Consider the following 22,684-nt stretch of genomic DNA (forward strand, 5'->3'; position numbering starts at 1 on the left):
CAACGCACCGCGTTAGCGGTGCGTCATCACTCGATGAACTGCAGCCTGGCCAGTTCGGCGTACATCCCGCCTTCGGCGAGCAGCTCGGCGTGGGTGCCCTGTGCGACGATGCGGCCGTGGTCCATCACCACGATGCGGTCGGCCTTGAGCACGGTCGCCAGGCGATGGGCGATCACCAGCGTGGTGCGCCCGGCCATCAGCCGTTCCAGCGCCTGCTGCACCGCGCGCTCGCTCTGCGCATCCAGCGCGCTGGTGGCTTCGTCGAGCAGCAGGATCGGTGCGTCCTTGAGCAGTGCACGGGCGATCGCGATGCGCTGCTGCTGGCCACCGGACAGGCGCGCACCACGCTCTCCCAGTTCGCTCAGGTAGCCGTCGGGCAAGGCCTGCAGGAACTCATCGGCTTCGGCGGCTTCGGCGGCGCGCTGCACCTCCTCATCGGTGGCTTCCAGGCGCCCGTAGCGGATGTTCTCCAGCGCGGTGCTGGCAAACAGCGTGGGCTGCTGCGGGACCAGTGCCAGCTGCGCGCGCAACTGCGCCGGATCGACCCGGCGAACGTCCAGGCCATCGACCAGGATGCTGCCCGAGGCGGGATCGTGGAAGCGCAACAGCATCGACAGCACCGTGCTCTTGCCCGCGCCGGAGGGGCCGACCAGTGCCACGGTTTCACCGGGGCGGACGTGCAGGTTGAAATGCTCCAGCGCGGCGGTGTCCGGGCGCTGCGGGTAGTGGAAGACCACGTCGTCGAAGCGGATCTCGCCGCGCAACGGCGTGGGCAGGGGCAGCGGATCGGCCGGGGTGGTGATTTCGATGTCTTCCTGCAGCAGCTCGGCGATCCGGCCCATGCCGCCGGAGGCGCGCTGCAATTCGTTCCAGACTTCGGCCAGGGCACCGACCGAGCCGCCGCCGATCAGTGCGTATAGCACGAACTGGCCGAGCGTACCGGCGGTCATGTTGCCGTCGATGACATCGTGCGCGCCCAGCCACAGCACGCCGACGATCGCCCCGAACACCAGCACGATCGCGGTGGCCGTGACGATCGACTGCGCCCCGATGCGGCGCCGTGCGGCACGGATCGATTCGGCCAGCGCCGCATTGAAGCGGCCCCGTTCGTACGGCTCGCGCGCATGCGCCTGCACGGTGCGCACCGCGCCGAGGGTTTCGGCAGCAAGACTGTTCGCGTCGGCGACGCGGTCCTGGCTGGCGCGCGAGATGTTGCGCAGCCGGCGTGCGCCGATGATGATCGGCAGCACCGCCAGCGGGATGCCGACCAGCGACCACGCGGCCAGGTGCGGACTGGTCACGAACAGCATCACCAGGCTGCCCACCACCGTGACGCTGCTGCGCAGGGCAACGGACATGGTCGAGCCGATCACGCTGCGCAGCAGTTCGCTGTCGGCGGTGAGTCGGGACACCAGTTCGCCGCTGCGGCTGCGGTCGTGGAAACCGGCGCCAAGCGAAATTAGGTGTGCGTACAGGCGGCTGCGCAGATCGGCGACGACCTTTTCACCGAGCAACGACACGAAGAAGAAACGCGCGGCGGTGGCCAGCGCCAGCAGCACAGCGACCAGGAACAGCAGGGCGAAGGCGCGGTTGATCTGGCCGCTGTCGTTGAAGCCGTGATCGATCATCAGCTTCACCGCCGGCGGCAGGCTCAGCGTGGCCACCGAGGACAGCGCCAGCGCCACCAGCCAGGCCACGAACAGCCCGGTGTGGCGACGCACGAACGGCCACAGCGTGCCCAAGCTGCCGAGCTGACGCACGGCCGGGGCCTGCGCGGGGGAGGTGTCAGTCATTCAGATGGCCTGGTTCGGGGCATGTTTCGATGCGGATACGATCACGGGTGGCGTCGCGCAGGCGGATTTTCAACGGGTCGGCCTGATCGGCCGGCAAACGAACCTGCAGCTCGACCCCCGACGGGGTGAAGGTTTCGGCCAGTTTTTCGGCGCTGTGACCGGCCAATGCGGCATGCAGGGCGCCCAGGTCTTCGAAGCCGGCGTGGATGCGCAGCGCGGCCAGTGCGATCAACGGCTGCCGTGGGGCGGTGCGCAGGCACTCGGCAGCCGTGCCGCCGTAGGCGCGGACCAGACCGCCGGCGCCCAGCTTGATGCCGCCATACCAGCGGATCACCACCACCATCACCCGGTCGAAGCCCTGGCCGTCGATCGCCGCCAGGATGGGGCGCCCGGCAGTACCGGCCGGCTCGCCATCGTCGCTGGAGCGGTATTCCCCGCCATGCCGGTAGGCCCAGCAGTTGTGGGTGGCGTCGGGCACGGCCACCTGCTGCAGGAAGGCCAGGGCCGCCGCCGCGTCATCGATGGGCGCCGCATGGGCGATGAAGCGGCTGTGCTTGATCTCCAGGCTGTGGCTGACGGGGGTGGCGAGCGTGTCGGACATTCCCACCATTGTAGTGGGCTGGCTGCGACCGGGCGCGTCAGTTGTCCAGCAGCTGGCGTACGTCGCGCGGGACGCGGGTTTCCGGATAGTGCTGAAGATAGCGTTCCAGGCTGGCGCGCGCAGTATCCACGTCGCCGTTGTCGCGGCGCTCGCGGATGCGCTGGAGCCATTGCTTGCGGGGCAGCGTGGCATCGGCATCGACAGCGGCGTTGACGGCGCTGTCGGACAGCGTGCCGCTCACCGCCGCCGGCGCGGCGCGGCGCATCACCCCGGGCGCACCGGCGGCGCTGCGCGCCGGTTCGGCCGCCATCGGCGCGGACTGGATATCGGTGGCCTGCTGACGTGCGCGGCTGCCGGTGGTGGTGATCTTCTCCAGCGCAGGCGCAGGCGCAGCAACGGCGTCCATCGCGTAGGCCTGGGACGGCGACGGGGCCGCCACCGGTGCTGCCGGCGGCGGCATCGGTGCGGCCACGATCGGTGCGGGCGCGGGCCGGGTGACCAATGGCTCGCGCGTGTCGGCGCGTGGCGGTGCCGGCGGCGGCGTGGACGGTTTTGCGACCGGTGCCGTGGCAACCTCGGCCACGTCGGCAGCGGCCATCGGCGCTTGATCGTGGCGTGCCTCGGATGCCTGCGGTGCCGCTGCGGGTGTGGGCAGCGCCTCGACCGCGGCCGACGGGGCCGGGCTGGGCGCGGGCTGCGGTGCGTCGGGCTTGAGCTGCCAGGCGATGCCCACGGCGAACACCACCGAGGCGGCCAGACCGAGCGCGGCCGGCAGGCGCGAACGGCGGCGCGCGGCGCGCGGGACGCTGCGGGCAGGCGCGGCCGCCTCCGGGACCGGGACGGACTGCGCCACCGGCGCGGTGTGCAAGGACGCCCGTGCGGCCGCCAGTACGGCCTCGTCCAGCGCGCTCGACGGTGCGGTGGGCGCGGGACGACCGAGCAGGCGCGCCAGCGCGCGTTCTTCCGGGGTGAGCGGCGCGGACCGGTTCATTCGGACAACCCCGCACGCAGCTTGTCCATGGCATAGCGCAGGCGCGATTTCACGGTTTCGCGGCCCACGCCGGTGATCTCGGCAATCTCTTCCAGGCTCAGTTCCTGCTCCAGGCGCAACTGCAGTACCTCGCGCTGTTCGTCGGGCAGCTGTTCCATGGCCAGCTGCAGCCGGCGACGCTGTTCGAACTCGGACAGCTGGGTTTCCGGCGTACGCGTATCGCTCATGCGGGCGACCCGCTCCTCGGCATCACCGGGCGCGGGCGGGCGGTGCCGCGCCGCGCGCCAGTGGTCGTTGAGGCGATTGTGGGCGATGCGGAACAGCCAGGTGGTGAAGGCGGCATCGGGTTGCCAGCTCGCCCGTGCGGCGATCACGCGTTGCCACACGTCCTGGAACATCTCGTCGGCCAGTGCGGCATCGCGCAGCTGGCGCAGCAGGAAGCTGTACAGGCGGCTGCGGTGGCGCGCATACAGGGTTTCGAACGCAGGCAGCTCGCCAGCGGCCCAGGCCAGCATCAGCGATTCGTCGGTTGGCAGGGCGGCGGCGTCCACGGCGCACAGGGTAAGCGCTGGGCCGGATTCCGCATAGCAGGGCAAGGGGCGGGCGGGGGCAGGGGACAACATGGGCGCAGGGAGGTGGGCGAGGTCCTGTTGAACGTCCCGTGGCGATGAACGGGGTTGCGGGCTTCCACTGCCCCCCGGTCGGCGCGCTATGCTCAGGCCACAGGGGAGGTGCCGGGCATCCGGCGCCAGAAGAGATGAACATGTTGTCCAGCCAGGTAGTGACGTCCTTGGGGCATCCGGATCGTGAGTCAGTGGTCTCCGCCGCGCTCGCGCAGGCGCTGTGCGCGTTGCTGCCTGGCGATGCGCAGGTGGCCCTGGCGTGGTCGGACCCGGGGCTGGGCGAAGGCTGCCAGGCGCATCCGCTGCCGGAATGCGCGTCGGCCGAGCTGCTGGATGCGTTGCTGGGCGACGCGGCCGGCGTGCATACCGCGCTGCGCCGCTGGCAGCACCAGGGCAGCGAACTGGCGGTGCGGGCGCTGACCGGCGCCAACGCGATGCCCGACGAAGCCTGGTGGGCGATCGCGCTGCGCGCATTGCAGGACGCACTGGCGCTGGCGCGGCAACGCGAGCAGATCAAGTTGCTGGAGAACTCCAAGCGGCTGCAGCAGGCGCTTTACGAGATCGCCGACCTGGCCGGCGCGGACCTGGAAATGGCCGAGATGCTGCGCCATTTCCATCGCGTGCTCAATTCGCTGATGTACGCGCAGAACTGCTACATCGTTGAGTACGACGACGTGCGCCGGCGGGTGCGTTTCCTGTACTTCGCCGACCAGCGCGACAGCTTCGTGGCCGATCCGGACCGCAGTTACGAAGAACATGAAATGCCGCGCAGCCTCACCTTTGCGTTGCTGCGCCACGGCCAGCCGCTGAGCGGCCCGTCCAACGAGCTGCTGGCGGCGATGAACGACGAGTACGACCCCAGCCGGGGCCCGGAGAGCCTGGACTGGCTCGGCGTGCCGATGCTGCGCGAGGGGCGCGTGTGCGGGGCGATCGTGGTCCAGAGCTACGAGCAGCGGGTGCGCTACAACGAGGCCGACCGCACGCTGCTGGGCTACGTGGCCCAGCACATCCTGACCGCGATGGACCGGCGCCAGGCACAGGTCCAGCTGGAACGCCAGGTGGAGCGGCGCACCGTGGAGCTGCAGCGTGCCAATCGCAGCCTGCAGGACGAGGTGGTGGAACGGCGGCGCGCGGAGAAACTGCAGCTGGCGCTGTTCAACATCGCCGAGATGGCGATGAGCGCCGAGAGCCTGGCGCAGTTCTACGTGCAGGTGCATGGCGTCGTCGGTACGCTGCTGGATGCGCGCAATTTCTACATCGCGCTGGTCAACGAGGGCGGTGACGGCCTGGATTTCGTGTACTCGGTGGACGAGTACAACGCCTCGCGCGCACCGCGTCCGTTCAGCCAGGGCCTGACCGAGTTCATCGTGCGCAACCGGCAACCGTTGCTGGCCTCGCGCGACCACATCGATGGGCTGCGTGCGGCCGGACGCGTGCGTGAGTTCGGCGCGCGCTCGCACTGCTGGCTGGGCGTGCCTCTGCTCAGCGACGACGATGTGGTCGGCGTGATCGTGGTGCAGAGCTATTCGCCGGAGGTGAGTTTCACCGCGCACGACCAGCGCCTGCTGACCTTCGTTGCGCAGAACATCGGCAATGGGCTGGCCCGCCAGCGTGACCAGGAAGGCCTGCGCAACGCGCACGCCGAGCTGGAAAAACGCGTGGAAGAACGCACCCGCGAGCTGGCCGAGGTCAATGACAAGCTGCTCGGCCAGATCGGCGAGCGCCTGCGTGCCGAGCAGCGCCTGACCCACCAGGCCATGCACGATGCGCTGACCGGATTGCCCAATCGCCTGCACCTGCTCGACCGGCTCGAGGACGCGATCGCCCGGGCGAGCGCACCGGATGGGCCGGTCTTCGCGGTGCTGTTCCTGGACCTGGACCGGTTCAAGCTGGTCAATGACAGCATCGGCCATGCGGCCGGCGACCAGATGCTGGTCGAGGTGGCCAAGCGGATCGTGTCGATGATGGGCAGCGGTGATGTGGTGGCGCGGCTGGGGGGCGATGAGTTCGCGATCCTGCTGCAGTGCGACCAGGGGCTGGCGTCGGCGCGCGAGTTTTCGCAGCGGATGCTGGTGGCGCTGGAAGAATCGATGTGGGTCAAGGGGCGCGAACTGTTCCCATCGGGCAGCCTCGGCATCGCGATGTGGAACCCGCGCTATCGCAATGGCGAGGAACTGGTGCGCGATGCGGACGCGGCGATGTACCGGGCCAAGGCGCAGGGCAAGGATCGTTGTGCGGTGTTCGACGAGGCCATGCGCGAGGAGGCATTGCGCAGCCTGGACCTGGAAGCGGACCTGCGCCGGGCGATCATCAACCGCGATTTCCTGCCGTACTACCAGCCGATCGTGCGCCTGAGCGACGGCGCGGTGGTCGGGTATGAGGCGCTGCTACGCTGGCAGCATGAGCGGCGGGGACTGCTGCTGCCGAGTGCGTTCCTCGACCTGGGCGAGGAGAGCGGGCTGATCGAACAGGTGGACTGGCTGCTGTACGAAGACGTGATCGGGCAGCTGGCGCTGGGCGGGGAAGGCTATCTGTCGGTGAACGTGTCGCCGCGGCATTTCCGTTCGGCCGATTTCATCAGCCGGCTGTTCGGCCTGATCGAGGCGGCGGGCGCGGATCCGTGCCGGCTGCGGCTGGAGATCACCGAAGTGGCCCTGCTCGACGATGGTCCACGTACGCTGCGCATCCTGCAGACGCTGCGCGAGCGTGGCGTGCTGGTGCAGCTGGATGATTTCGGCACGGGATTCTCGGCACTGTCCTATCTGCACCGGTTCCCGATCTCGACCTTGAAAATCGACCAGAGCTTCATCGCCGGCCTGCACGGCCAGGACATCCAGAGCACCTACGCGCTGGTGCAGGGCGTGCTGTCGCTGGCGCGCACGCTGGGCATAGAGACCGTGGGCGAGGGTATCGAAAACGAAGCGCAGCGGTTGACGCTGCTGCAGCTCGGCTGCGATTACGGACAGGGCTACCTGCTCGGGCGGCCGGCGCCGATGGACACGTTCGCGGCGGAGTAGTGCCGGCCGTTGGCCGGCAACTCCACATCAACGCATCAGGCCATCAACGCAGCGCGTTGCGACGCTTTTCGTCGATCCACTTGGAGGCCTGCGCGGGCTGGTAGGCGCGCATCCAGTCCAGCATGGCGTCGATGTCCGAGCCGTACCAGAGGTCGGCGCGCTGTTCCGGATGCAGGAAACGCTCTTCGACCATGCGGTCGATCATGCCGATCAGCGGCGCGTAGAACCCGTCCACGTCGAGGAAGGCGCAGGGCTTGTTGCCGATGCCGAGCTGGCGCCAGGTCAGCATCTCGAAGATCTCCTCCATGGTGCCGAAGCCGCCGGGCAGGGCGACGAACGCATCGGAGAGGTCGAACATGCGCGACTTGCGTTCGTGCATGGAGCCGACGATTTCCAGCTCGGTCAGGCCGCGGTGGGCCACTTCCCAATCGGCCAGCTGCTGGGGGATGACGCCGGTGACCTCGCCGCCGCCTTCCAGCACGGCATTGGCGACGGTCCCCATCAGGCCGACATTGCCGCCGCCATAGACCAGACGCAGGCCGTCGCGGGCGATGCGGTCGCCGAGTGCGATGGCGCGCTCGGTGTAGACCGGCCTGCTGCCGGGGTTGGAGCCACAGTAAACGCAAATCGACTTCATTGGATCTTCCTGTGTTCGAGAAGCTGGTGCGGCGGAAACGAAAAAGCCCCGCCGATGACCAGTGCTCCGGTCTCGTGACGGGGTTTCGTTCCGCAGATGCGGGCGGGGATTATCGCGCGTTACGGGCGCGGAGGCCAATCTGCACACGTGACGGCAGCCGACCAACGGTCGGCGCTACGGATGAGGGTGCACCCGGGGGTAGAGCCGACCGTTGGTCGGCTTTCGTTTTTCCTGCCGTTGCCCGGCCTTCGGCGTTCGTCCCGTCGGTCGCCTACCCCCGTGCGGGTTCAACCCCGCCCGGCCGCCGGCCTCAAGCCGCCTGCGACTGTTCCTTGCGCGGACCTTCCTTCAATGCGCGGCCCACCAGCCCGACCAGCAGGTCCAGCTCTTCGCTGTCCATGCCGAAATGCGGGGTGAAGCGCAACGAGTTCTCGCCGCCGTGGATGACGTTGATGCCGTGGTTGCGCAACCACTCCTCGGTGGAACCGGTGCCGTAACACTTGAACTGGGGCGCCAGTTCGCAGGAGAACAGCAGGCCGGTGCCCTGCACCTTGGTGATCAGCCCGCCCAGCTCGGACTTGAGCTGCTCCAGCTTGCGCACCGCTTCCTCGCCACGCACGCGGATGTTCTCGCGCACCTGCGGGGTCAGCAGCGACAGGGTGGCGCAGGCCACGTCCAACGCACGCGGGTTGGAGGTCATGGTGTTGCCGTAGATGCCCTTGCGGTACAGATGCGCGGCATGTTCGGTGACCGCCAGTACGGAAAGCGGGAACTGGGCGGCATTGAGCGCCTTGGAGTAGGTCTCCATGTCCGGCACGTCCAGGCCTTCGAAGCCGGGGTAGTCGACGATGGAAAGCACGCCGTGCGCACGCAGGCCGGCCTGGATCGAGTCGAGCAGCAGCAGGCTGCCGTGCTGGCGGGTCAGTTCGCGGGCCAGCGCGTAGAAGGCCGGCGGCACCGAGCGGCCCGGGTCGCCTTCGCCCATCACCGGCTCCAGGAACACCGCCTCGATGAACCAGTGGTTCTGCTCTGCCTCGGCGAAGACGCGCTTGAGTGCCTCCTCGTCGTACGGGGCGATGGCGATCACCGAGTCTTCGCCGCGGTAGCTGGCCAGGTGCTGCACATAGGTCTTGCGGCTGGAGTCGGAGTACAGGCCGGGCCGATCGGTACGTCCGTGGAAGCTGCCCTTGATGACCAAGCGCTTGATCTTGGCGCCGGCATGGCGCGCGCCCGGGTCGGTTTGCAGTTTTGCGTTGACGTCGGCGATGCGCGCGGCCAGGCCGACCGCTTCAGAGCCGGAATTCAGGCACATGAAGTGGCTGTACGGGCAGCCGCCGCGACGGTGCCCGATCTCCTTGCGCAGGGCCTTGATGAAGCGCTGCTGGGACAGGTTCGGGGTCATCACGTTGGCCATCACCTGCGGGGCGGCCATGGCCGCCATGACCGCCTCGGGGGTGTGGCCGAAACCGAGCATGCCGTAGCCGCCGGCGTCGTACAGCACCGCCCCCTTCAGGGTGACCACCCACGCACCGCGGGCGGCGAGGGCGACATACGGGGTGACCGCATCGTCGGCGTAGAAATTGACGAAGCCATCCTGCATCGCCTCGATCTGGGCGCGTTCGTCCAGCGCCAGCAGGTCGCCCAGGTCGGCGCGGACGCGCTCGAACTCGGCGGCGGCAGCGTCGATCGCGGCGATCAGGTGCGGGTGGCCGGCAGCCAGGCGCTCCAGGCTGGCGTCATCCAGACCGGCGGTGAGGCGGGTGCCGGGCTGGGCGCGAAGGGGGGCAAGACGTTCGATGAAGCTCATTGCAGATCTCCTGAAACGATTGGCGGCGCGGCGGAAACGCAAAACGCGCGTCTATTCGCGCGCGCTGGGGGCATTCCTGCTCGTGCATCTAACTTCCAGCCCGATGCTAGCACGCGCTTTTTCGCGCGATAACCCCGCGAAAACTGTTGCATAGCAGCATTTTGCGCGACGTTTGCCTGTCGCTGCGCCGCCGCGGAGGGCCGGTCGTACAATGGCCGACATTGCCTACACGTTGCCGTGCGCTCCCTTGAAGAAGTCCGATTTCAACTACGAACTCCCGCCTGAACTGATCGCCCAGGCGCCCCTCGCCGAGCGCTCCGCCAGCCGCCTGATGCTGGTGCCGCCGGCCCCCGCCGCGTTCGAGCACCGCCAGGTGCGCGATCTGCCCGACCTGCTGCGTGCCGGCGATCTGCTGGTCTTCAACGATACCCGGGTCATTCCCGCGCGCCTGTTCGGTCAGAAGGCCAGCGGCGGGCGCGTCGAAATCCTGATCGAGCGCCTGCTCGGCGCCCAGCAGGCGCGGGCCCAGGTCGGGGCCAGCAAGTCGCCCAAACCGGGCAGCCGGATCGCGCTGGATGCCGGCGGCGAGGCCGAGGTGCTGGGCCGCGATGGCGAATTCTATGTGCTGCAGTTCCACGTGCCGGAGGCACTGGAGCAGTGGTTGCTGCACGCCGGTCGCCTGCCGTTGCCGCCGTACATCCAGCGCGAGCCGGGCGTGGACGACCGCGAGCGCTACCAGACCGTGTTCGCCCGTGAAATCGGCGCGGTGGCCGCCCCGACCGCGGGCCTGCATTTCGACGAGGCGCTGCTGGCCACGCTGATGGCCAAGGGCATCGATGTCGGCCATGTGACCCTGCATGTGGGGGCGGGCACGTTCCAGCCGGTGCGGGTGGACGACCTCAAGCAGCATGTGATGCACCGCGAGTGGCTGAACGTCGGCGCCGAACTGGTCCAGCAGGTGCGCCGCACGCGCGCTGCCGGCGGGCGGGTGATCGGCGTGGGCACCACGGTGGTGCGCGCGCTGGAAAGCGCGATGCGCGATGGCGAGCTGCTGCCGTACGCCGGTGAGACCCAGATCTTCATTACCCCGGGTTACCGGATCTACAGCGTGGATGCGATGGTCACCAACTTCCACCTGCCCGAAAGCACCCTGTTGATGATGATTTCGGCGTTTGCCGGCAAGGAACGGGTGTTCGAGGCGTATCGGGCCGCCATCGCAGAGAAATACCGCTTCTTCAGCTATGGCGATGCGATGTTGCTGTTCCCGCAGGCCTAGCCGACCAACGGTCGGCGCTACGGTCGGGAGGGTAGCCGACCAACGGTCGGCTCTACGGTTGGGTGGGTGGCCGACCAACGGTCGGCTCTACGGGCGAGCGCAGGCGGGGGCTTTTCGGCGACAATGGGCCATTATTTGCCCGAATCCCGCTCCATGTCCCGACTCCAGTTCCAGCTCCAGACCACTGACGGTCGCGCCCGCCGCGGCCGCCTGACCTTCCCGCGCGGCACCGTGGAGACCCCGGCATTCATGCCTGTGGGCACCTATGGCTCGGTCAAGGGCATCCTGCCGGAGCAGATCCGGGCGCTGGGCGCGGAAATCATCCTGGGCAACACCTTCCACCTGTACCTGCGCCCCGGCCTGGACGTGATCGCCGACCACGGCGGTCTGCACGGCTTTGCGCGCTGGGATGGCCCGATCCTGACCGATTCGGGTGGTTTCCAGGTGTTCTCGCTGGCGCACCGCCGCAAGATCACCGAGCAGGGTGTCACCTTCTCCTCGCCGACCGACGGCGCACGCGTCTTCCTGGGGCCGGAAGAAAGCATGCGCATCCAGAAGGTGCTCGACTCGGACATCGTGATGATCTTCGACGAGTGCACCCCGTACCCGGCCACCGAGCCGGTGGCGCGGACCTCGATGGAACTCAGCCTGCGCTGGGCCCAGCGCAGCCGCAACGCGCACGACGAACTGGGCAATGATGCGGCGCTGTTCGGCATCGTCCAGGGCGGGGTCCACCATGACCTGCGCAGCCGCTCGGCCGAGGGCCTGCAGCAGATCGGCTTTGATGGTTACGCGATCGGCGGCCTGGCCGTGGGCGAGCCCGAGCACGAGCGCAACGCCATGCTCGACCACATGCACCCGATCCTGCCCGCCGACCGCCCGCGCTACCTGATGGGCGTGGGCCGCCCGGAGGACCTGGTGGAAGGCGTCGCCCGCGGGGTGGACATGTTCGATTGCGTGATGCCCACCCGCAACGCCCGCAACGGCCACTATTTCACCTCGTTCGGCACCGTGCGCATCCGCAACGCCCGCTACGAGCGCGACATGGACACCATCGAGCCGGGCTGCGGTTGCCACGCCTGCACCAGCGGTTACACCCGCTCGTACCTGCGCCACCTGGACCGCTGCAACGAGATGCTGGCGCCGATGCTGGGGACCATCCACAACCTGTATTACTACGAAAAGCTGATGGCCGACATGCGCGCGGCCATCGCGGCGGGAACCTTTGCCGCCTTCCGCGAGTCCTTCTACGCGGCCCGTGGCGCGGCTACCCCGGCGCTGTAGGCCCTCCACGCAGCACCGACCGCCGCGCCGACCCTGCCAAAGGGCCCGAGGACGAACTCCCGGGGCCATGGCATACTTCGTGGCTGACCCGTTTCGCGGCGACACCCAGGCCCACCAGGGCAGGGCGCCTCCCAACCCAAGGACACCAACATGAACCTGATCGCTTTCCTGATTCCTGCCGCCCACGCCCAAGCCGCTGGCGGCCAGCCGGGCGGTGGTATGGGTCTGACCACGCTGCTGTTCCCGATCATCCTGATCGCGATCATGTACTTCCTGATGATCCGCCCGCAGATGAAGCGTCAGAAGGAACACAAGGCGATGCTGGAGAAGATCAAGCGCGGCGACGAAGTGCTGACCAACGGCGGCATCGCCGGCGTGGTCACCGACATCGGCGACAACTTCATCACCATCGAAGTGGCCGACAACGTGCGCATCCGCGTGCAGAAGGGCGCCGTGGGCAACGTGCTGCCGACCGGCACGCTGAAGTCGGCCAACTGAGCCACTCCTTTTCCGAAGCACAACCGCGGCGCCGGGATGGGCGCCGCGCGGGACCCAAGCAATGCTCGAATTTCCACGCTGGAAGTATTTCCTCATCCTGATCGTGCTGGCGCTCAGCACCCTGTACGCGCTGCCCAACGTCTACCAGAAGGACCCGGCCGTCCAGATCACCGCCAACCGTGGCGGGCAGATCGACGACGCGCTGCGTGACCGCGTGCTGGCCGACCTGGCCAAGGCCGGGGTCAAGACCATTGGCGCGGAGAAGGAAGGCGACAGCCTGATCGTCCGCCTGGCCGACCTGCAGTCGCAGGCCGCCGCCAGCGATACCCTGCGCGACAGCGTGGGTGAGGACTATGTGGTGGCCCTGAACCTGGCCTCGACCGTGCCGGAGTGGCTGGCCAAGCTGGGCGGCAGCCCGATGGTGCTGGGCCTGGATCTGCAGGGCGGCGTGCACTTCGTGCTGCAGGTCGACCAGAAGGCCGCGCTGGACAAGCGCCTGGATGCCTACGCCGAAGACGTGCGCAGCAGCCTGCGCGATGCCCGCATCGCCTACCAGTCGGTGGAGCGTCGCGCGGACAACAGCATCATCGCCACCATCAGCCCGTCCGCCGGTGCCGAAGCGGTCACCCGCGCCCGCGAGGTGATGGCCAAGGCGCAGCCGACGCTGGGCTATGAGGTCAACGACAACCGCATCACGGTGAAGGTCCCCGAGGCCGAGCTGACCCAGATCGCCAATGGTGCGATCGAGCAGAACATCAATACGCTGCGCAACCGCGTCAACCAGCTGGGGGTGGCCGAGCCGATCATCCAGCGCCAGGGTGCCGACCGCGTGGTCGTGCAGTTGCCGGGCGTGCAGGACACCGCCGAAGCCAAGCGCATGATCGGTGCCACCGCGACGCTGGAATACCGCGCCGTGGTCGAGGGCAACGCGCAGGACGCGATCGCCAGCGGCCGCATTCCGCCGGAAGCCAAGGTTTACCAGCGCCGTGACAACGGCGGCCCGGTGCTGCTCAACAAGCGCGTGATCGTCACCGGCGACCAGATGGTCGCCGCGCAGGCCACCACCGATCAGAACGGTTCGGCGGCAGTCAGCGTGACGTTGAACAACGTCGGCGGCCAGCGCATGTTCGACTTCACCAGCGCCAACGTGAACAAGCCGATGGCGGTGGTCTACACCGAGCGCATCCCGACCGTGAACATGGTCGATGGCAAGGAAGTGCGCAGCTTCCGGGTCAAGGAGGAAGTGATCTCCGTGGCCAACATCAACGGTGTGTTCGGCAAGAACTTCCAGACCACCGGTCTGGAGAAGAAGGAAGCCGAAGACCTGGCCAAGCTGCTGAAGTCCGGTTCGCTGGCAGCGCCGATGGACTTCGTCGAAGAGCGCGTGGTCGGCCCGAGCCTGGGCGCGGAGAACGTCAAGAACGGCATTACCGCGGTGGTCTACGCGTTCATGTTCACCCTGGTGTTCTTCAGCATCTACTACCGCATGTTCGGCGTGATCACCTCGCTGGCGATGCTGTTCAACCTGCTGATCGTGGTCGCGGTGATGTCGATGTTCGGTGCCACCATGACCCTGCCGGGCTTTGCCGGCCTGGCGTTGTCGGTGGGCCTGTCGGTCGACGCCAACGTGCTGATCAACGAGCGTATCCGCGAAGAGCTGCGTGCCGGCATGCCGGGCAAGACCGCGATCGTGACCGGTTACGAGCGTGCCAGCGGCACCATCCTCGACGCCAACCTGACCGGGTTGATCGTCGGCGTGGCCCTGTATGCGTTTGGTACGGGCCCGCTGAAGGGCTTCGCACTGACCATGATCATCGGCATCTTCGCTTCGATGTTCACGGCAATCACCGTATCGCGCGCCTTGGCGACGCTGATCTACGGCCGCCGCAAGAAGCTCCAGAACGTGGCCATCTGACGGGACGACACGCACAATGAAACTGTTTCCGCTGCATATCCTCCCGAACGACACCAAGATCGATTTCATGCGGTGGCGTCATGCCGCGATGGTCGTGACCCTGCTGCTGTTCGTGGGTTCGATCGCGTTGATCGCGACCAAGGGCTTCAACTACGCGCTGGACTTCACCGGCGGTACGCTGATCGAGGCCCGCTTCGAGCGCAAGGTGGACGTTGAAGACGTCCGCGCCAAGCTCGAGGGCAATGGCTTTGAAGGCGCACAGGTGCAGAGCTTCGGTGGCAACACCGATCTGCTGATCCGCCTGGCACCGCAGGGTGAACATGCGCCGGGCACCGGCAATTCGGCCAGTGACCAGCGCACCGCCGCGGCGGTGGTGAAGGCGATTTCCACCGGCGACAACCAGGCAACGGTGCTGCGCAACGAGTTCGTGGGCCCGCAGGTCGGCAAGGACCTGGCGATGAACGGTCTGTACGCCACGCTGTTCATGCTGGTGGGCTTCCTGATCTACATCGCGTTCCGCTTCGAGTGGAAGTTCGCCATCACGGCAAGCATCGTGGCGCTGTTCGATCTGCTGGTGACGGTAGCCTACATTTCGGCGATCGGTCGCGAGTTCGACCTGACGGTGCTGGCCGGTCTGCTGTCGGTGATGGGCTTTGCCATCAACGACATCATCGTGGTGTTCGACCGCGTCCGCGAAAACTTCCGCAGCCTGCGCGTGGAGCCGCTGGAGGTGTTGAACCGTTCGATCAACCAGACGCTGTCGCGTACGGTGATCACCGCGGTGATGTTCTTCCTGTCGGCACTGGCGCTGTACATGTACGGCGGTACGTCGATGGAAGGTCTGGCCGAAACCCACATGGTGGGCGCGGTGATCGTGGTGCTGTCCTCGATCCTGGTGGCCGTGCCGATGTTGACCATCGGTGCGCTGCGCGTGACCAAGCAGGACCTGCTGCCCAAGGCCAAGGACATCGAAGCGCTGGAGCGCCGTCCGTAAGTCATCGGTTGCACGCACTACCTGAGAAGCCGCGCTCTGCGCGGCTTTTCCTTTTTGCAGCAGGCGAGGCAGCGCCAGGAGCGGTGCCTTTGCTCTGTGCGAGGGAGGACGGCGGCCAGCCCCGTGCAGGACACGCCGTAACCCCGTCCGTGGGGGCTCGCGGGCGCCATCCATGGCGCCCGACGGTCCTGCACGGGGGCTGGCCGCCATCCTCCAGACAGTTCTCCGTGACCGGCAACGGATCCAAGGCACGCCCTGTGTTGCGTGGCTACGCGGGCCTATCGCACGCATCAGCGCGCTTGGTAGAGCCGGGCCATGCCCGGCTGCTCTCCCACCCACGCGCGGCCACCTGTCGGGCGAGCGACGGGATGGGGTTGGCAGGACCGTGGGACGCCCTGCATGGCGCCCGCGAGCCCCCACGGACGGGTTTATGGCGTGTCCCGCCAAACCCATCCCGTCCCTCGCAAACGCAGTGACAAACGGCCCGCCATACACCCCCGTCGGTTGTACAACGCGCCCCCGCGCACTACGATCCCTTGCGTTCGCGCAGCCGCCACGGTGGCGCGCGTTGCCCCTTTTCATCGCGCAGGCGCGGCCTGCGCCAGTCAATCGAGGTCTCCATGGTCATCAAACCGCGTGTGCGCGGCTTCATCTGCGTCACCACCCATCCTGTCGGCTGCGATGCGGCCGTCAAGCAGCAGATCGAGTACATCCAGTCCAAGCCGAAGATCGCCAACGGCCCGAAGAAGGTCCTGGTGCTGGGTGCATCCACCGGCTACGGCCTGGCAGCGCGCATCACCGCCGCCTTCGGCAGCGATGCGGCCACCCTCGGCGTGTTCTTTGAGCGCCCGGGTACCGAAACCAAGCCCGGCACCGCCGGCTGGTACAACACCGCCGCCTTCCACAAGTACGCCGAACAGGCTGGCCTGTACGCCAAGAGCGTCAACGGCGATGCGTTCTCCGATGAGGTCAAGGCCAAGGTCATCGAGCTGATCAAGCAGGACCTGGGCCAGGTCGACCAGGTCGTGTACAGCCTGGCCGCACCGCGCCGCAAGCATCCCAAGACCGGCGAAGTGATGAGCTCCACGCTCAAGCCGATCGGCGCGCCGATCACCCTGCGCGGGCTGGATACCGACAAGGAAGTGATCACCGAAACCACGATCCAACCGGCCAGCCCGGAAGAAGTCGCCGGTACGGTCGCGGTCATGGGCGGCGAAGACTGGCAGATGTGGATCGATGCGCTGCTGGAGGCCGGTGTGCTGGCGGAAGGCGCCACGACCACCGCCTTCACCTATGTCGGCGAAGAGATCACCCAGGCCATCTACTGGAATGGATCGATCGGCGCGGCCAAGAAGGACCTGGACACCAAGGTGCTGGGCCTGCGCGCGAAGCTGGAGAAGATCGGCGGCGACGCGCGCGTGTCGGTGCTCAAGGCCGTGGTCACCCAGGCCAGCTCGGCGATTCCGACCATGCCGCTGTACCTGTCGCTGCTGTTCAAGGTCATGAAGGCCAAGGGCACCCACGAGGGCTGCATCGAACAGCTCGATACGCTGTACGACATTCTTTACGGCGGCAAGGACGCGGGCACGGCGATCGAGCGCCTGCGCCATGACTTGGTTGCCGACGGCGGTCGCAAGGTCGAACTGATCGACGAGGCCGGTCGCCTGCGCGCGGATTACAAGGAAATGGCGCCGGAGGTGCAGGGCGAAGTCGTCGCGCTGTGGCCGCAGGTGACCAACGAGAACCTGTACGAGATCAGCGACCTGGCCGGTTACAAGGCGGAGTTCCTGCGCCTGTTCGGGTTTGGCGTGGAAGGCGTGGATTACGACGCCGACGTCGCCACCGACGTGAAGATTCCGAACCTGGTCGAGATGGCCTGATCCGGCGTGCCCGAACAGGCACGCGTGGGTTGCACTGCAAACGCCGGGATTACCCGGCGTTTGTCGTTTCAGTTCCAGCGCGGCGCCCGCCTGCCGTGAGCACCAACGCCAGCATCAGCGCGGCGCCGGCACAGCCGGCCGACAACCAGAGCACGGCGGTCAACCCAAGCCCGTCCACCAGCTGACCGCCGCTCCACGATCCCAGCGCGATGCCCACGTTGAACACGCCGACATAGAGCGCGCTGGCAATTTCAACGGCCTGCGGCGCGGCCCGTATCACCCATGTCATCAGGCCAACCGACACCCCGCCATAGGCCAGCCCCCAGACCAGAAGCACGGCCGTGCCGCCGGCTGCGGTGTCGCCGAGGGTGAGGTACAGGAGCGGGGTGAGCAACAGGCCCATCGCAATGGCGGTGATCGTGGCTGCGGGGCGATGGGCCGCCGCGGTGCCGGCGATGAAATTGCCGACGATGCCCGCGATGCCGTAGCCGAACAGCACTGCGCCAACCCAGCGGGGATCCACGCCGGCCATGCTGACCAGTAGCGGCCGCACGAAGGTGAAGGTCATGAAATGCCCACCGACCAGCAGCAACGTGAGCAGCAGTCCTGCCTGCAACGCCCGGTTGCCCAGCTGCCCGCGCAACTGGTGCAGGGTAGGCGAAGACGTTACCGACAGTGTGGGCATCGCCACGAGATGCAGGACCAATACCGCCGCACTGAACAGCGCCATCGCGGCGAAGGCCCATCGCCAGCCGGCCAGGTCGCCGATCCAGGTGCCCAGCGGCACGCCCAGCACCGATGCTGCCGCGACGCCGCCGAAGATGATCGACGTGGCCAGCCCCACGCGTTCGGCCGGCACCAGCCGGGCAGCCAGGCCGCCGGCGATGGCCCAGATGCCCCCCATGCAGAACCCGACCAGGATCCGCGCGGCGAGCAACCAGCGGATGTCCGCCGCCAGCGCCGAGGCCAGGTTGGCGGTCACCAGCAGGGCCAGCAACCCCGCCAGGATCCAGCGTCGGTCGATACCCCCGGCGCTGATCACCACGATCGGCGCGAACAGGGCCGCCAGCAGCGCAGGCAGCGAGAGGGTCAGGCCCACCGTGCCGGTGCTGGTGTCCAGGTGCTGGGCGATATCGGTCAACAGCCCTACCGGCAGCATTTCGGTGGTCACCACCGCGAAGGTGGCCAGGGCGGCGGCGACAACCGCCAACCACGCGCGTGGTGCATGCGGATGCGCACCGGGAAGCATGTTCATCGTTCGGATCCTGCAGGAAGGGAGGGGGGCGTTGCGGCGGCGTCGCTTGCGTCGCGCGTCTGTGCGGGGAGGCGCTGATGCGCCCACAGCGCAGTGAGCGCCACCATGGCAGCGCCAGCGACGGCGACGACGAATGCGGCGCGCGCACCGCCGATATCCACGAGCTGGCCGGCGCTTGCCGCGCCTATCGCCACGCCCACGTTGAGCCCGGCCAGCAGCCAGGTCATGCCTTCGGTCAGCCGGTGCGCAGGCACGAGCCGCTCTACGATCGACATCGCCACGATCATGGTCGGAGCGAAGCACACTCCAGCCACCAGCACCGCCACCGCAAGCGCAGCGACGCTGTCCACCCGCAGCAGGGGCAGGGTGGACAGTGCGGTCGCCATGCCACCCAGCAACAGCAGCCGACGCAGTGGCCAACGCAGTGTGACCGCGCCGAACAACAGCCCCGCCACGCACGAGCCCAGTGCATAGGCGGACAACACCACGCTGGCGGTGGCGGGAACGCCGCGCTGGTTGGCGAAGGCGACACTGGTGATGTCCACCGTACCGACGATGACGCCCATCGCGACCATCAGCAGCGCCAGCAGGCGCACGTTCCCCACGCTGATCGCCGACCCGTGGCGGTCGCCCGGGTCGACCGGCTGCAGCGGCGGTTCGCTGCCACGCTGCACGGTCAGCGCGGTGACGCCGAGCGCCAGCAGCACGGCGGCGGCGAACAGGCCCGCCAGCGGATCGATCGCCACCGACAGTCCTACCGCCAGCGGCGGACCGGCAATGAAGGTCACTTCATCCAGCACGGTTTCGAGCGAGTAAGCGGTTTGCAGACGTGGTTGCCCCCGGAACATCGCGGCCCAGCGCGCGCGCACCATCGCCGACATGCTTGGCATGCACCCGGCCAGCACCGCGCCGGCAAACAGCGTCCATGCCGGTGCGTGCCGCGCGGCCGCAGCGAGCAGCAGCGCCATGCCCAGCACACTGACCGTCGCGGCGACCGGCAGCACGCGCGATTGCCCGTGGCGGTCCACCTGGCGCGAGATCTGTGGCGAGAGCAGCGCGTAGGTGAGGACGAACGCGGCCGCCACGGTGCCGGCAAGGGCATAGCTGCCGCGCAACTGCGCGAGCAGAGTGATGATGCCGATACCGGTCATTGGCAGGGGCAGTCGCGCCAGCAGGCCGGCCAGGACGAAGCGCCCCGTTCCGGGGGCGGCAAACAGCGTTCGGTAAGGGGCAAGCATCAACGTTCTCCAGGATTGCGCCATCGGCCGGCACGGGTTCATGCGCATACATACGACGCGTATGAATAAAATCCTATATACATACGTTGTGAATGTAAATAAACATACGAACCATATGTAAGGAGTTGACCGGATGGCCCGCCGCACCCGTGCCGAGATGGAAGAGACCCGCGCCGCCCTGTTAGCCACCGCGCATGCGGTGTTCACCACGCATGGCTATGCCGACGCCTCGATGGACGATCTGACCGCGCAGGCAGGACTCACACGTGGCGCGCTTTACCACCACTTCGGCGACAAAAAGGGATTGCTGCAGGCCGTGGTGGCGCAGCTGGATACCGCGATGGATGTCCGACTACAGACGATTTCGGCCACGGCTGCCGATCCGTGGGAAGGCTTTCGCAGCCGCTGCCATGCCTACCTGCAGATGGCCCTGGAGCCGGACATCCAACGCATCGTGCTACGCGATGCGCGTGCGGTCCTGGGCGGCGCATCACCGGAGGCGCAGCGCCATTGCGTCGCCTCGATGCAGGCCCTGCTCGAAAATCTCATGCGCCTTGGCGTGGTGGCGGACGCCAGCCCGCAGGCGCTGGCCTCGCTGATATACGGCAGCCTCGCCGAAGCGGCGTTCTGGATTGCCGAGGGACCCGGGGCGTCGCAACGACTGACGCACGCACAGGCCGCGCTTGATCTGCTGCTGCGCGGCTTGCTTGCCTCCCGTTAGCGGCCGGTCACGACGGCGGGCCGTGCCCCGGCATCAGGCGAAATCGAAGTCCATCGCCGGACCGGCCGGGCCGACGAATTCGCCCTGCACGTAGTCCACCCCGGCACTGAACAGCAGGCTCATCGAGTTGGCATCGGCGACGAACTCGGCGATGGTGCGGATGTTGGCCGACTGCGCTCGCGCGGTGATTTCGCTGATCTTCTCGCTGTGCTCGCGGGTGCTGGCGACATCGCGGGTGAAGTCGCGGTCCAGCTTGAGGAACTGCGGCTGGAAATGCGCCAGCAGCTGGAACGAGTCCAGCCCCGAGCCGAACTGCTCCAGCCCGATCTGGCAGCCCAGCGGCGCCACCTCGGCGAGGAACTGCTGGGCGTTGCGCAGGTGGGTGAACACCTTGGCTTCCGGGGCGTGCAGCCACAACCGCTCGCCCGGTACGCCGTGCGCCTGCAGTTCGCGGCGCAGGGTGGCGATCATCTGCGGGTCGTTGAACGATTCCGGGGTGATCTTGACCATCATGTAGGTCGGCTTGCCGGCACGCTCGCGCTGGCCGAGCACGCCGATTGCATGGGCCACGACCCAGCGGTTGATGTCGGCCAGCAGGCCGTGCTCTTCGGCGATGCCCAGGAACGCGGTCGGGCTGAGCAGCTCGCCGTTGTTTTCCAGGCGCAGGTAGGCCTCGTACAGTTCCAGCGGTTCGCCCTGCAGGTTCAGTGCCGGCTGGTAGTGCAGCTGGAAGCCATCGCCGGCCAGTGCCTCGCGGATGCGCGCGACCCAGCGCTGGATGCGCTCTTCCTCAACCCGATCGACCGCGGCCGGATCGAAGATGCGGGTGGTGTTGCCCAGTTCGGACGCCGCCTGCTGGCATTCGGTGGCACGCGCCAGGACCTGGCCGATGCTGGCGATCTTCTCGCCGACCTGCACGCCGCCGATGCTGACGGTGACCGTGGCCGAACGTTCGCCGATGCTGAACACCTGCGCGGCGAAGGCCTCGCGGATCTGATCGGCCAGTGCCACGGTCTGCGCGTAGGCGCCTTCGGTCAGCACCGCGAAGCTGTGTTCGCCGAAGCGGGCAACCTGGGCCTGCTCGCCCACGCTGTCGGCCAGCACCCGGCCCAGCGCGCCGATCAACGCATCGGCCGAATCCAGCCCGATGTCCGGCAGCAGCCGTGCGTAGTGGTCCGGTTCGATCAGCAGCAGGCCGAACTGGCCCTCGCTGCGGCCGGCCTGGGCGACGGCGTTTTCGACATGCAGCATGAAGGTGGGGCGGTTGAGCAGGCCGGTGACCTGGTCGCGCTGGCGCAGGTCTTCGACCTCGCGGGCCAGCTCCGGGTCGAACTCCATGCGCCGGCGGCGGAACACCACCTGCAGGCAGGATTCGCCTTCGTAGCTGGCCTGGGTGAACTCCATGGTCGCCGCGAACACCGCGCCATCCTGGTTGCGCGCGTCCACCTGGTACTGCGGCGGCGGCGCCTCGCCCTTGCTCATCGACTTCAACAGCTGCTTGAAGCCGTCCACGTGCTGCGGGGCGACCATGTCCAGCAGCGAGATGCCTTCCACGTCGTCGAAGGAGTCGTAGCCGAACATCTCCAGGTACGCCTCGTTGGCGCGGATGTGCATGCCTTCATGGACGTAGGCGATCGGGTCGCGCGAGGAGGAAATCAGCGCATCGCAGCGACGCTCGGTCTCGCGCATCTGCGCTTCGATGCGGCGCAGCCCACGGCGCGCGTGCAGGTCGGTCCACTCGTTGCGCACCACCGCCAGCAGGTGTTCGGGGCGGTTGCGCAGGGCGATCGCACGGATGCCGTTGGCACCGGCTTCGACCCACTCGTTCTCATCGATCGATTCGGCCAGCAGGATCATCGGGATGTCCTTGCCGCTGGCCGCGATCTGCTGGGTCACCTGAAGCAGCGGGATGCTCTGCGCGGGGGCGACGAGCACCAGGTCGATCGGCTGGCTGCCCAGGATCTGGGCCAGTTCCTCGCTGTGCTGCGGGCGCGCCGGGCGCACGGCGATGCCGCTGTTGCGCAGCGTGCTGACGATGGTTTCAGCGTTTTCCCCGCTGTCATCCACGATCAGCAGGCGGACGGTGATGTCATTCGCGTTCTGCATTCACTACTCCCCGGACTGCAAACTTGATACACGATGCGTGTGGATACG

17 protein-coding genes are annotated in these 22,684 nt (G+C 67.6%); 8 read left to right on the forward strand and 9 right to left on the reverse strand.

What is annotated here, in order from left to right; genetic code table 11:
* Nucleotides 1-26: 26 nt before the first annotated feature.
* Genes NR101_RS02545 through NR101_RS02560 form a run of 4 tightly spaced genes read right to left on the reverse strand, consistent with a single transcriptional unit; the run spans nt 27 to nt 3,900 of the window.
* On the reverse strand, nt 27-1,793 hold the full coding sequence (locus NR101_RS02545; protein WP_256774007.1) for an ABC transporter transmembrane domain-containing protein: 1,767 nt from the start codon (nt 1,791-1,793) through the stop codon (nt 27-29).
* A complete protein-coding gene (locus NR101_RS02550; protein WP_256774006.1) occupies nt 1,786-2,394 on the reverse strand; it encodes a YigZ family protein in 609 nt (202 codons plus the stop codon). The genes NR101_RS02545 and NR101_RS02550 overlap by 8 nt, the downstream gene beginning before the upstream one ends.
* Nucleotides 2,395-2,431: 37 nt before the next feature.
* Nucleotides 2,432-3,385 carry a hypothetical protein gene (locus NR101_RS02555; protein ID WP_256774005.1) on the reverse strand — a complete coding sequence of 318 codons (954 nt, stop codon included), beginning with the start codon at nt 3,383-3,385 and terminating at the stop codon, nt 2,432-2,434.
* Nucleotides 3,382-3,900 (reverse strand): RNA polymerase sigma factor, encoded by a 519-nt coding sequence (locus NR101_RS02560; RefSeq protein ID WP_256774145.1) that lies wholly within the window; start codon nt 3,898-3,900, stop codon nt 3,382-3,384. The genes NR101_RS02555 and NR101_RS02560 overlap by 4 nt, the downstream gene beginning before the upstream one ends.
* A gap of 242 nt (nt 3,901-4,142) precedes the next feature.
* Here NR101_RS02560 and NR101_RS02565 point away from each other — a divergent pair, with 242 nt between their 5' ends.
* Nucleotides 4,143-7,025, forward strand: a complete 2,883-nt coding sequence (locus NR101_RS02565; RefSeq protein WP_256774004.1) for an EAL domain-containing protein — start codon at nt 4,143-4,145, stop codon at nt 7,023-7,025.
* A gap of 43 nt (nt 7,026-7,068) precedes the next feature.
* On the opposite strand, the gene NR101_RS02570 is transcribed toward NR101_RS02565, so the two are convergent.
* Both NR101_RS02570 and NR101_RS02575 read right to left on the reverse strand, forming a co-directional pair.
* The gene (locus NR101_RS02570; RefSeq protein WP_256774003.1) at nt 7,069-7,662 is read right to left on the reverse strand and encodes a TIGR00730 family Rossman fold protein; all 594 of its coding nucleotides are present in this window, start codon (nt 7,660-7,662) and stop codon (nt 7,069-7,071) included.
* Nucleotides 7,663-7,972: 310 nt separating this feature from the next.
* The gene (locus NR101_RS02575) at nt 7,973-9,469 is read right to left on the reverse strand and encodes an aminotransferase class III-fold pyridoxal phosphate-dependent enzyme (protein ID WP_256774002.1); all 1,497 of its coding nucleotides are present in this window, start codon (nt 9,467-9,469) and stop codon (nt 7,973-7,975) included.
* A 211-nt stretch (nt 9,470-9,680) separates the two neighbouring features.
* Here NR101_RS02575 and queA point away from each other — a divergent pair, with 211 nt between their 5' ends.
* The 6 genes from queA (at nt 9,681) to fabV (ending at nt 17,316) form a co-directional block, all read left to right on the forward strand.
* Nucleotides 9,681-10,745 (forward strand): tRNA preQ1(34) S-adenosylmethionine ribosyltransferase-isomerase QueA, encoded by a 1,065-nt coding sequence (gene queA / locus NR101_RS02580; protein ID WP_256774001.1) that lies wholly within the window; start codon nt 9,681-9,683, stop codon nt 10,743-10,745.
* Nucleotides 10,746-10,898: 153 nt separating this feature from the next.
* Nucleotides 10,899-12,029 (forward strand): tRNA guanosine(34) transglycosylase Tgt, encoded by a 1,131-nt coding sequence (gene tgt, locus NR101_RS02585; RefSeq protein ID WP_256774000.1) that lies wholly within the window; start codon nt 10,899-10,901, stop codon nt 12,027-12,029.
* 150 nt (nt 12,030-12,179) lie between these two features.
* Nucleotides 12,180-12,527 (forward strand): preprotein translocase subunit YajC, encoded by a 348-nt coding sequence (gene yajC / locus NR101_RS02590; protein ID WP_256773999.1) that lies wholly within the window; start codon nt 12,180-12,182, stop codon nt 12,525-12,527.
* 61 nt (nt 12,528-12,588) lie between these two features.
* On the forward strand, nt 12,589-14,442 hold the full coding sequence (gene secD / locus NR101_RS02595) for a protein translocase subunit SecD (protein ID WP_256773998.1): 1,854 nt from the start codon (nt 12,589-12,591) through the stop codon (nt 14,440-14,442).
* Between the two features lie 16 nt (nt 14,443-14,458).
* The gene (gene secF / locus NR101_RS02600; protein WP_256773997.1) at nt 14,459-15,436 is read left to right on the forward strand and encodes a protein translocase subunit SecF; all 978 of its coding nucleotides are present in this window, start codon (nt 14,459-14,461) and stop codon (nt 15,434-15,436) included.
* Nucleotides 15,437-16,056: 620 nt separating this feature from the next.
* Nucleotides 16,057-17,316: an enoyl-ACP reductase FabV gene (fabV, locus tag NR101_RS02605; protein ID WP_256773996.1), complete on the forward strand. Its 1,260-nt coding sequence runs from the start codon at nt 16,057-16,059 to the stop codon at nt 17,314-17,316.
* A 49-nt stretch (nt 17,317-17,365) separates the two neighbouring features.
* On the opposite strand, the gene NR101_RS02610 is transcribed toward fabV, so the two are convergent.
* On the reverse strand, nt 17,366-18,571 hold the full coding sequence (locus NR101_RS02610) for an MFS transporter (protein ID WP_256773995.1): 1,206 nt from the start codon (nt 18,569-18,571) through the stop codon (nt 17,366-17,368).
* Nucleotides 18,568-19,809 carry an MFS transporter gene (locus NR101_RS02615; protein WP_256773994.1) on the reverse strand — a complete coding sequence of 414 codons (1,242 nt, stop codon included), beginning with the start codon at nt 19,807-19,809 and terminating at the stop codon, nt 18,568-18,570. Before NR101_RS02615 ends, NR101_RS02610 begins: the two co-directional genes overlap by 4 nt.
* 133 nt (nt 19,810-19,942) lie before the next feature.
* Here NR101_RS02615 and NR101_RS02620 point away from each other — a divergent pair, with 133 nt between their 5' ends.
* Nucleotides 19,943-20,530, forward strand: coding sequence for a TetR family transcriptional regulator (locus NR101_RS02620; RefSeq protein WP_256773993.1), 588 nt, complete (start codon nt 19,943-19,945; stop codon nt 20,528-20,530).
* Nucleotides 20,531-20,563: 33 nt separating this feature from the next.
* Here NR101_RS02620 and NR101_RS02625 read toward each other — a convergent pair whose 3' ends face one another.
* Entirely contained in the window at nt 20,564-22,636 is a 2,073-nt protein-coding gene (locus NR101_RS02625) for an EAL domain-containing protein (RefSeq protein ID WP_256773992.1), read from the reverse strand.
* Nucleotides 22,637-22,684 lie beyond the last annotated feature (48 nt).

The sequence above is a fragment of the Stenotrophomonas sp. Ste86 genome (genome assembly GCF_024519465.1).
Lineage (GTDB): Bacteria > Pseudomonadota > Gammaproteobacteria > Xanthomonadales > Xanthomonadaceae > Stenotrophomonas.

Excerpts from the sequence above, each read along its gene's own strand:
- NR101_RS02545 (WP_256774007.1), bottom strand. The coding sequence starts at position 1,793 with ATGACTGACACCTCCCCCGCGCAGGCCCCGGCCGTGCGTCAGCTCGGC.
- NR101_RS02550 (WP_256774006.1), bottom strand. The coding sequence starts at position 2,394 with ATGTCCGACACGCTCGCCACCCCCGTCAGCCACAGCCTGGAGATCAAG.
- NR101_RS02555 (WP_256774005.1), bottom strand. The coding sequence starts at position 3,385 with ATGAACCGGTCCGCGCCGCTCACCCCGGAAGAACGCGCGCTGGCGCGC.
- NR101_RS02560 (WP_256774145.1), bottom strand. The coding sequence starts at position 3,900 with ATGCTGGCCTGGGCCGCTGGCGAGCTGCCTGCGTTCGAAACCCTGTAT.
- NR101_RS02565 (WP_256774004.1), top strand. The coding sequence starts at position 4,143 with ATGAACATGTTGTCCAGCCAGGTAGTGACGTCCTTGGGGCATCCGGAT.
- NR101_RS02570 (WP_256774003.1), bottom strand. The coding sequence starts at position 7,662 with ATGAAGTCGATTTGCGTTTACTGTGGCTCCAACCCCGGCAGCAGGCCG.
- NR101_RS02575 (WP_256774002.1), bottom strand. The coding sequence starts at position 9,469 with ATGAGCTTCATCGAACGTCTTGCCCCCCTTCGCGCCCAGCCCGGCACC.
- queA (WP_256774001.1), top strand. The coding sequence starts at position 9,681 with ATGGCCGACATTGCCTACACGTTGCCGTGCGCTCCCTTGAAGAAGTCC.
- tgt (WP_256774000.1), top strand. The coding sequence starts at position 10,899 with ATGTCCCGACTCCAGTTCCAGCTCCAGACCACTGACGGTCGCGCCCGC.
- yajC (WP_256773999.1), top strand. The coding sequence starts at position 12,180 with ATGAACCTGATCGCTTTCCTGATTCCTGCCGCCCACGCCCAAGCCGCT.
- secD (WP_256773998.1), top strand. The coding sequence starts at position 12,589 with ATGCTCGAATTTCCACGCTGGAAGTATTTCCTCATCCTGATCGTGCTG.
- secF (WP_256773997.1), top strand. The coding sequence starts at position 14,459 with ATGAAACTGTTTCCGCTGCATATCCTCCCGAACGACACCAAGATCGAT.
- fabV (WP_256773996.1), top strand. The coding sequence starts at position 16,057 with ATGGTCATCAAACCGCGTGTGCGCGGCTTCATCTGCGTCACCACCCAT.
- NR101_RS02610 (WP_256773995.1), bottom strand. The coding sequence starts at position 18,571 with ATGAACATGCTTCCCGGTGCGCATCCGCATGCACCACGCGCGTGGTTG.
- NR101_RS02615 (WP_256773994.1), bottom strand. The coding sequence starts at position 19,809 with ATGCTTGCCCCTTACCGAACGCTGTTTGCCGCCCCCGGAACGGGGCGC.
- NR101_RS02620 (WP_256773993.1), top strand. The coding sequence starts at position 19,943 with ATGGCCCGCCGCACCCGTGCCGAGATGGAAGAGACCCGCGCCGCCCTG.
- NR101_RS02625 (WP_256773992.1), bottom strand. The coding sequence starts at position 22,636 with ATGCAGAACGCGAATGACATCACCGTCCGCCTGCTGATCGTGGATGAC.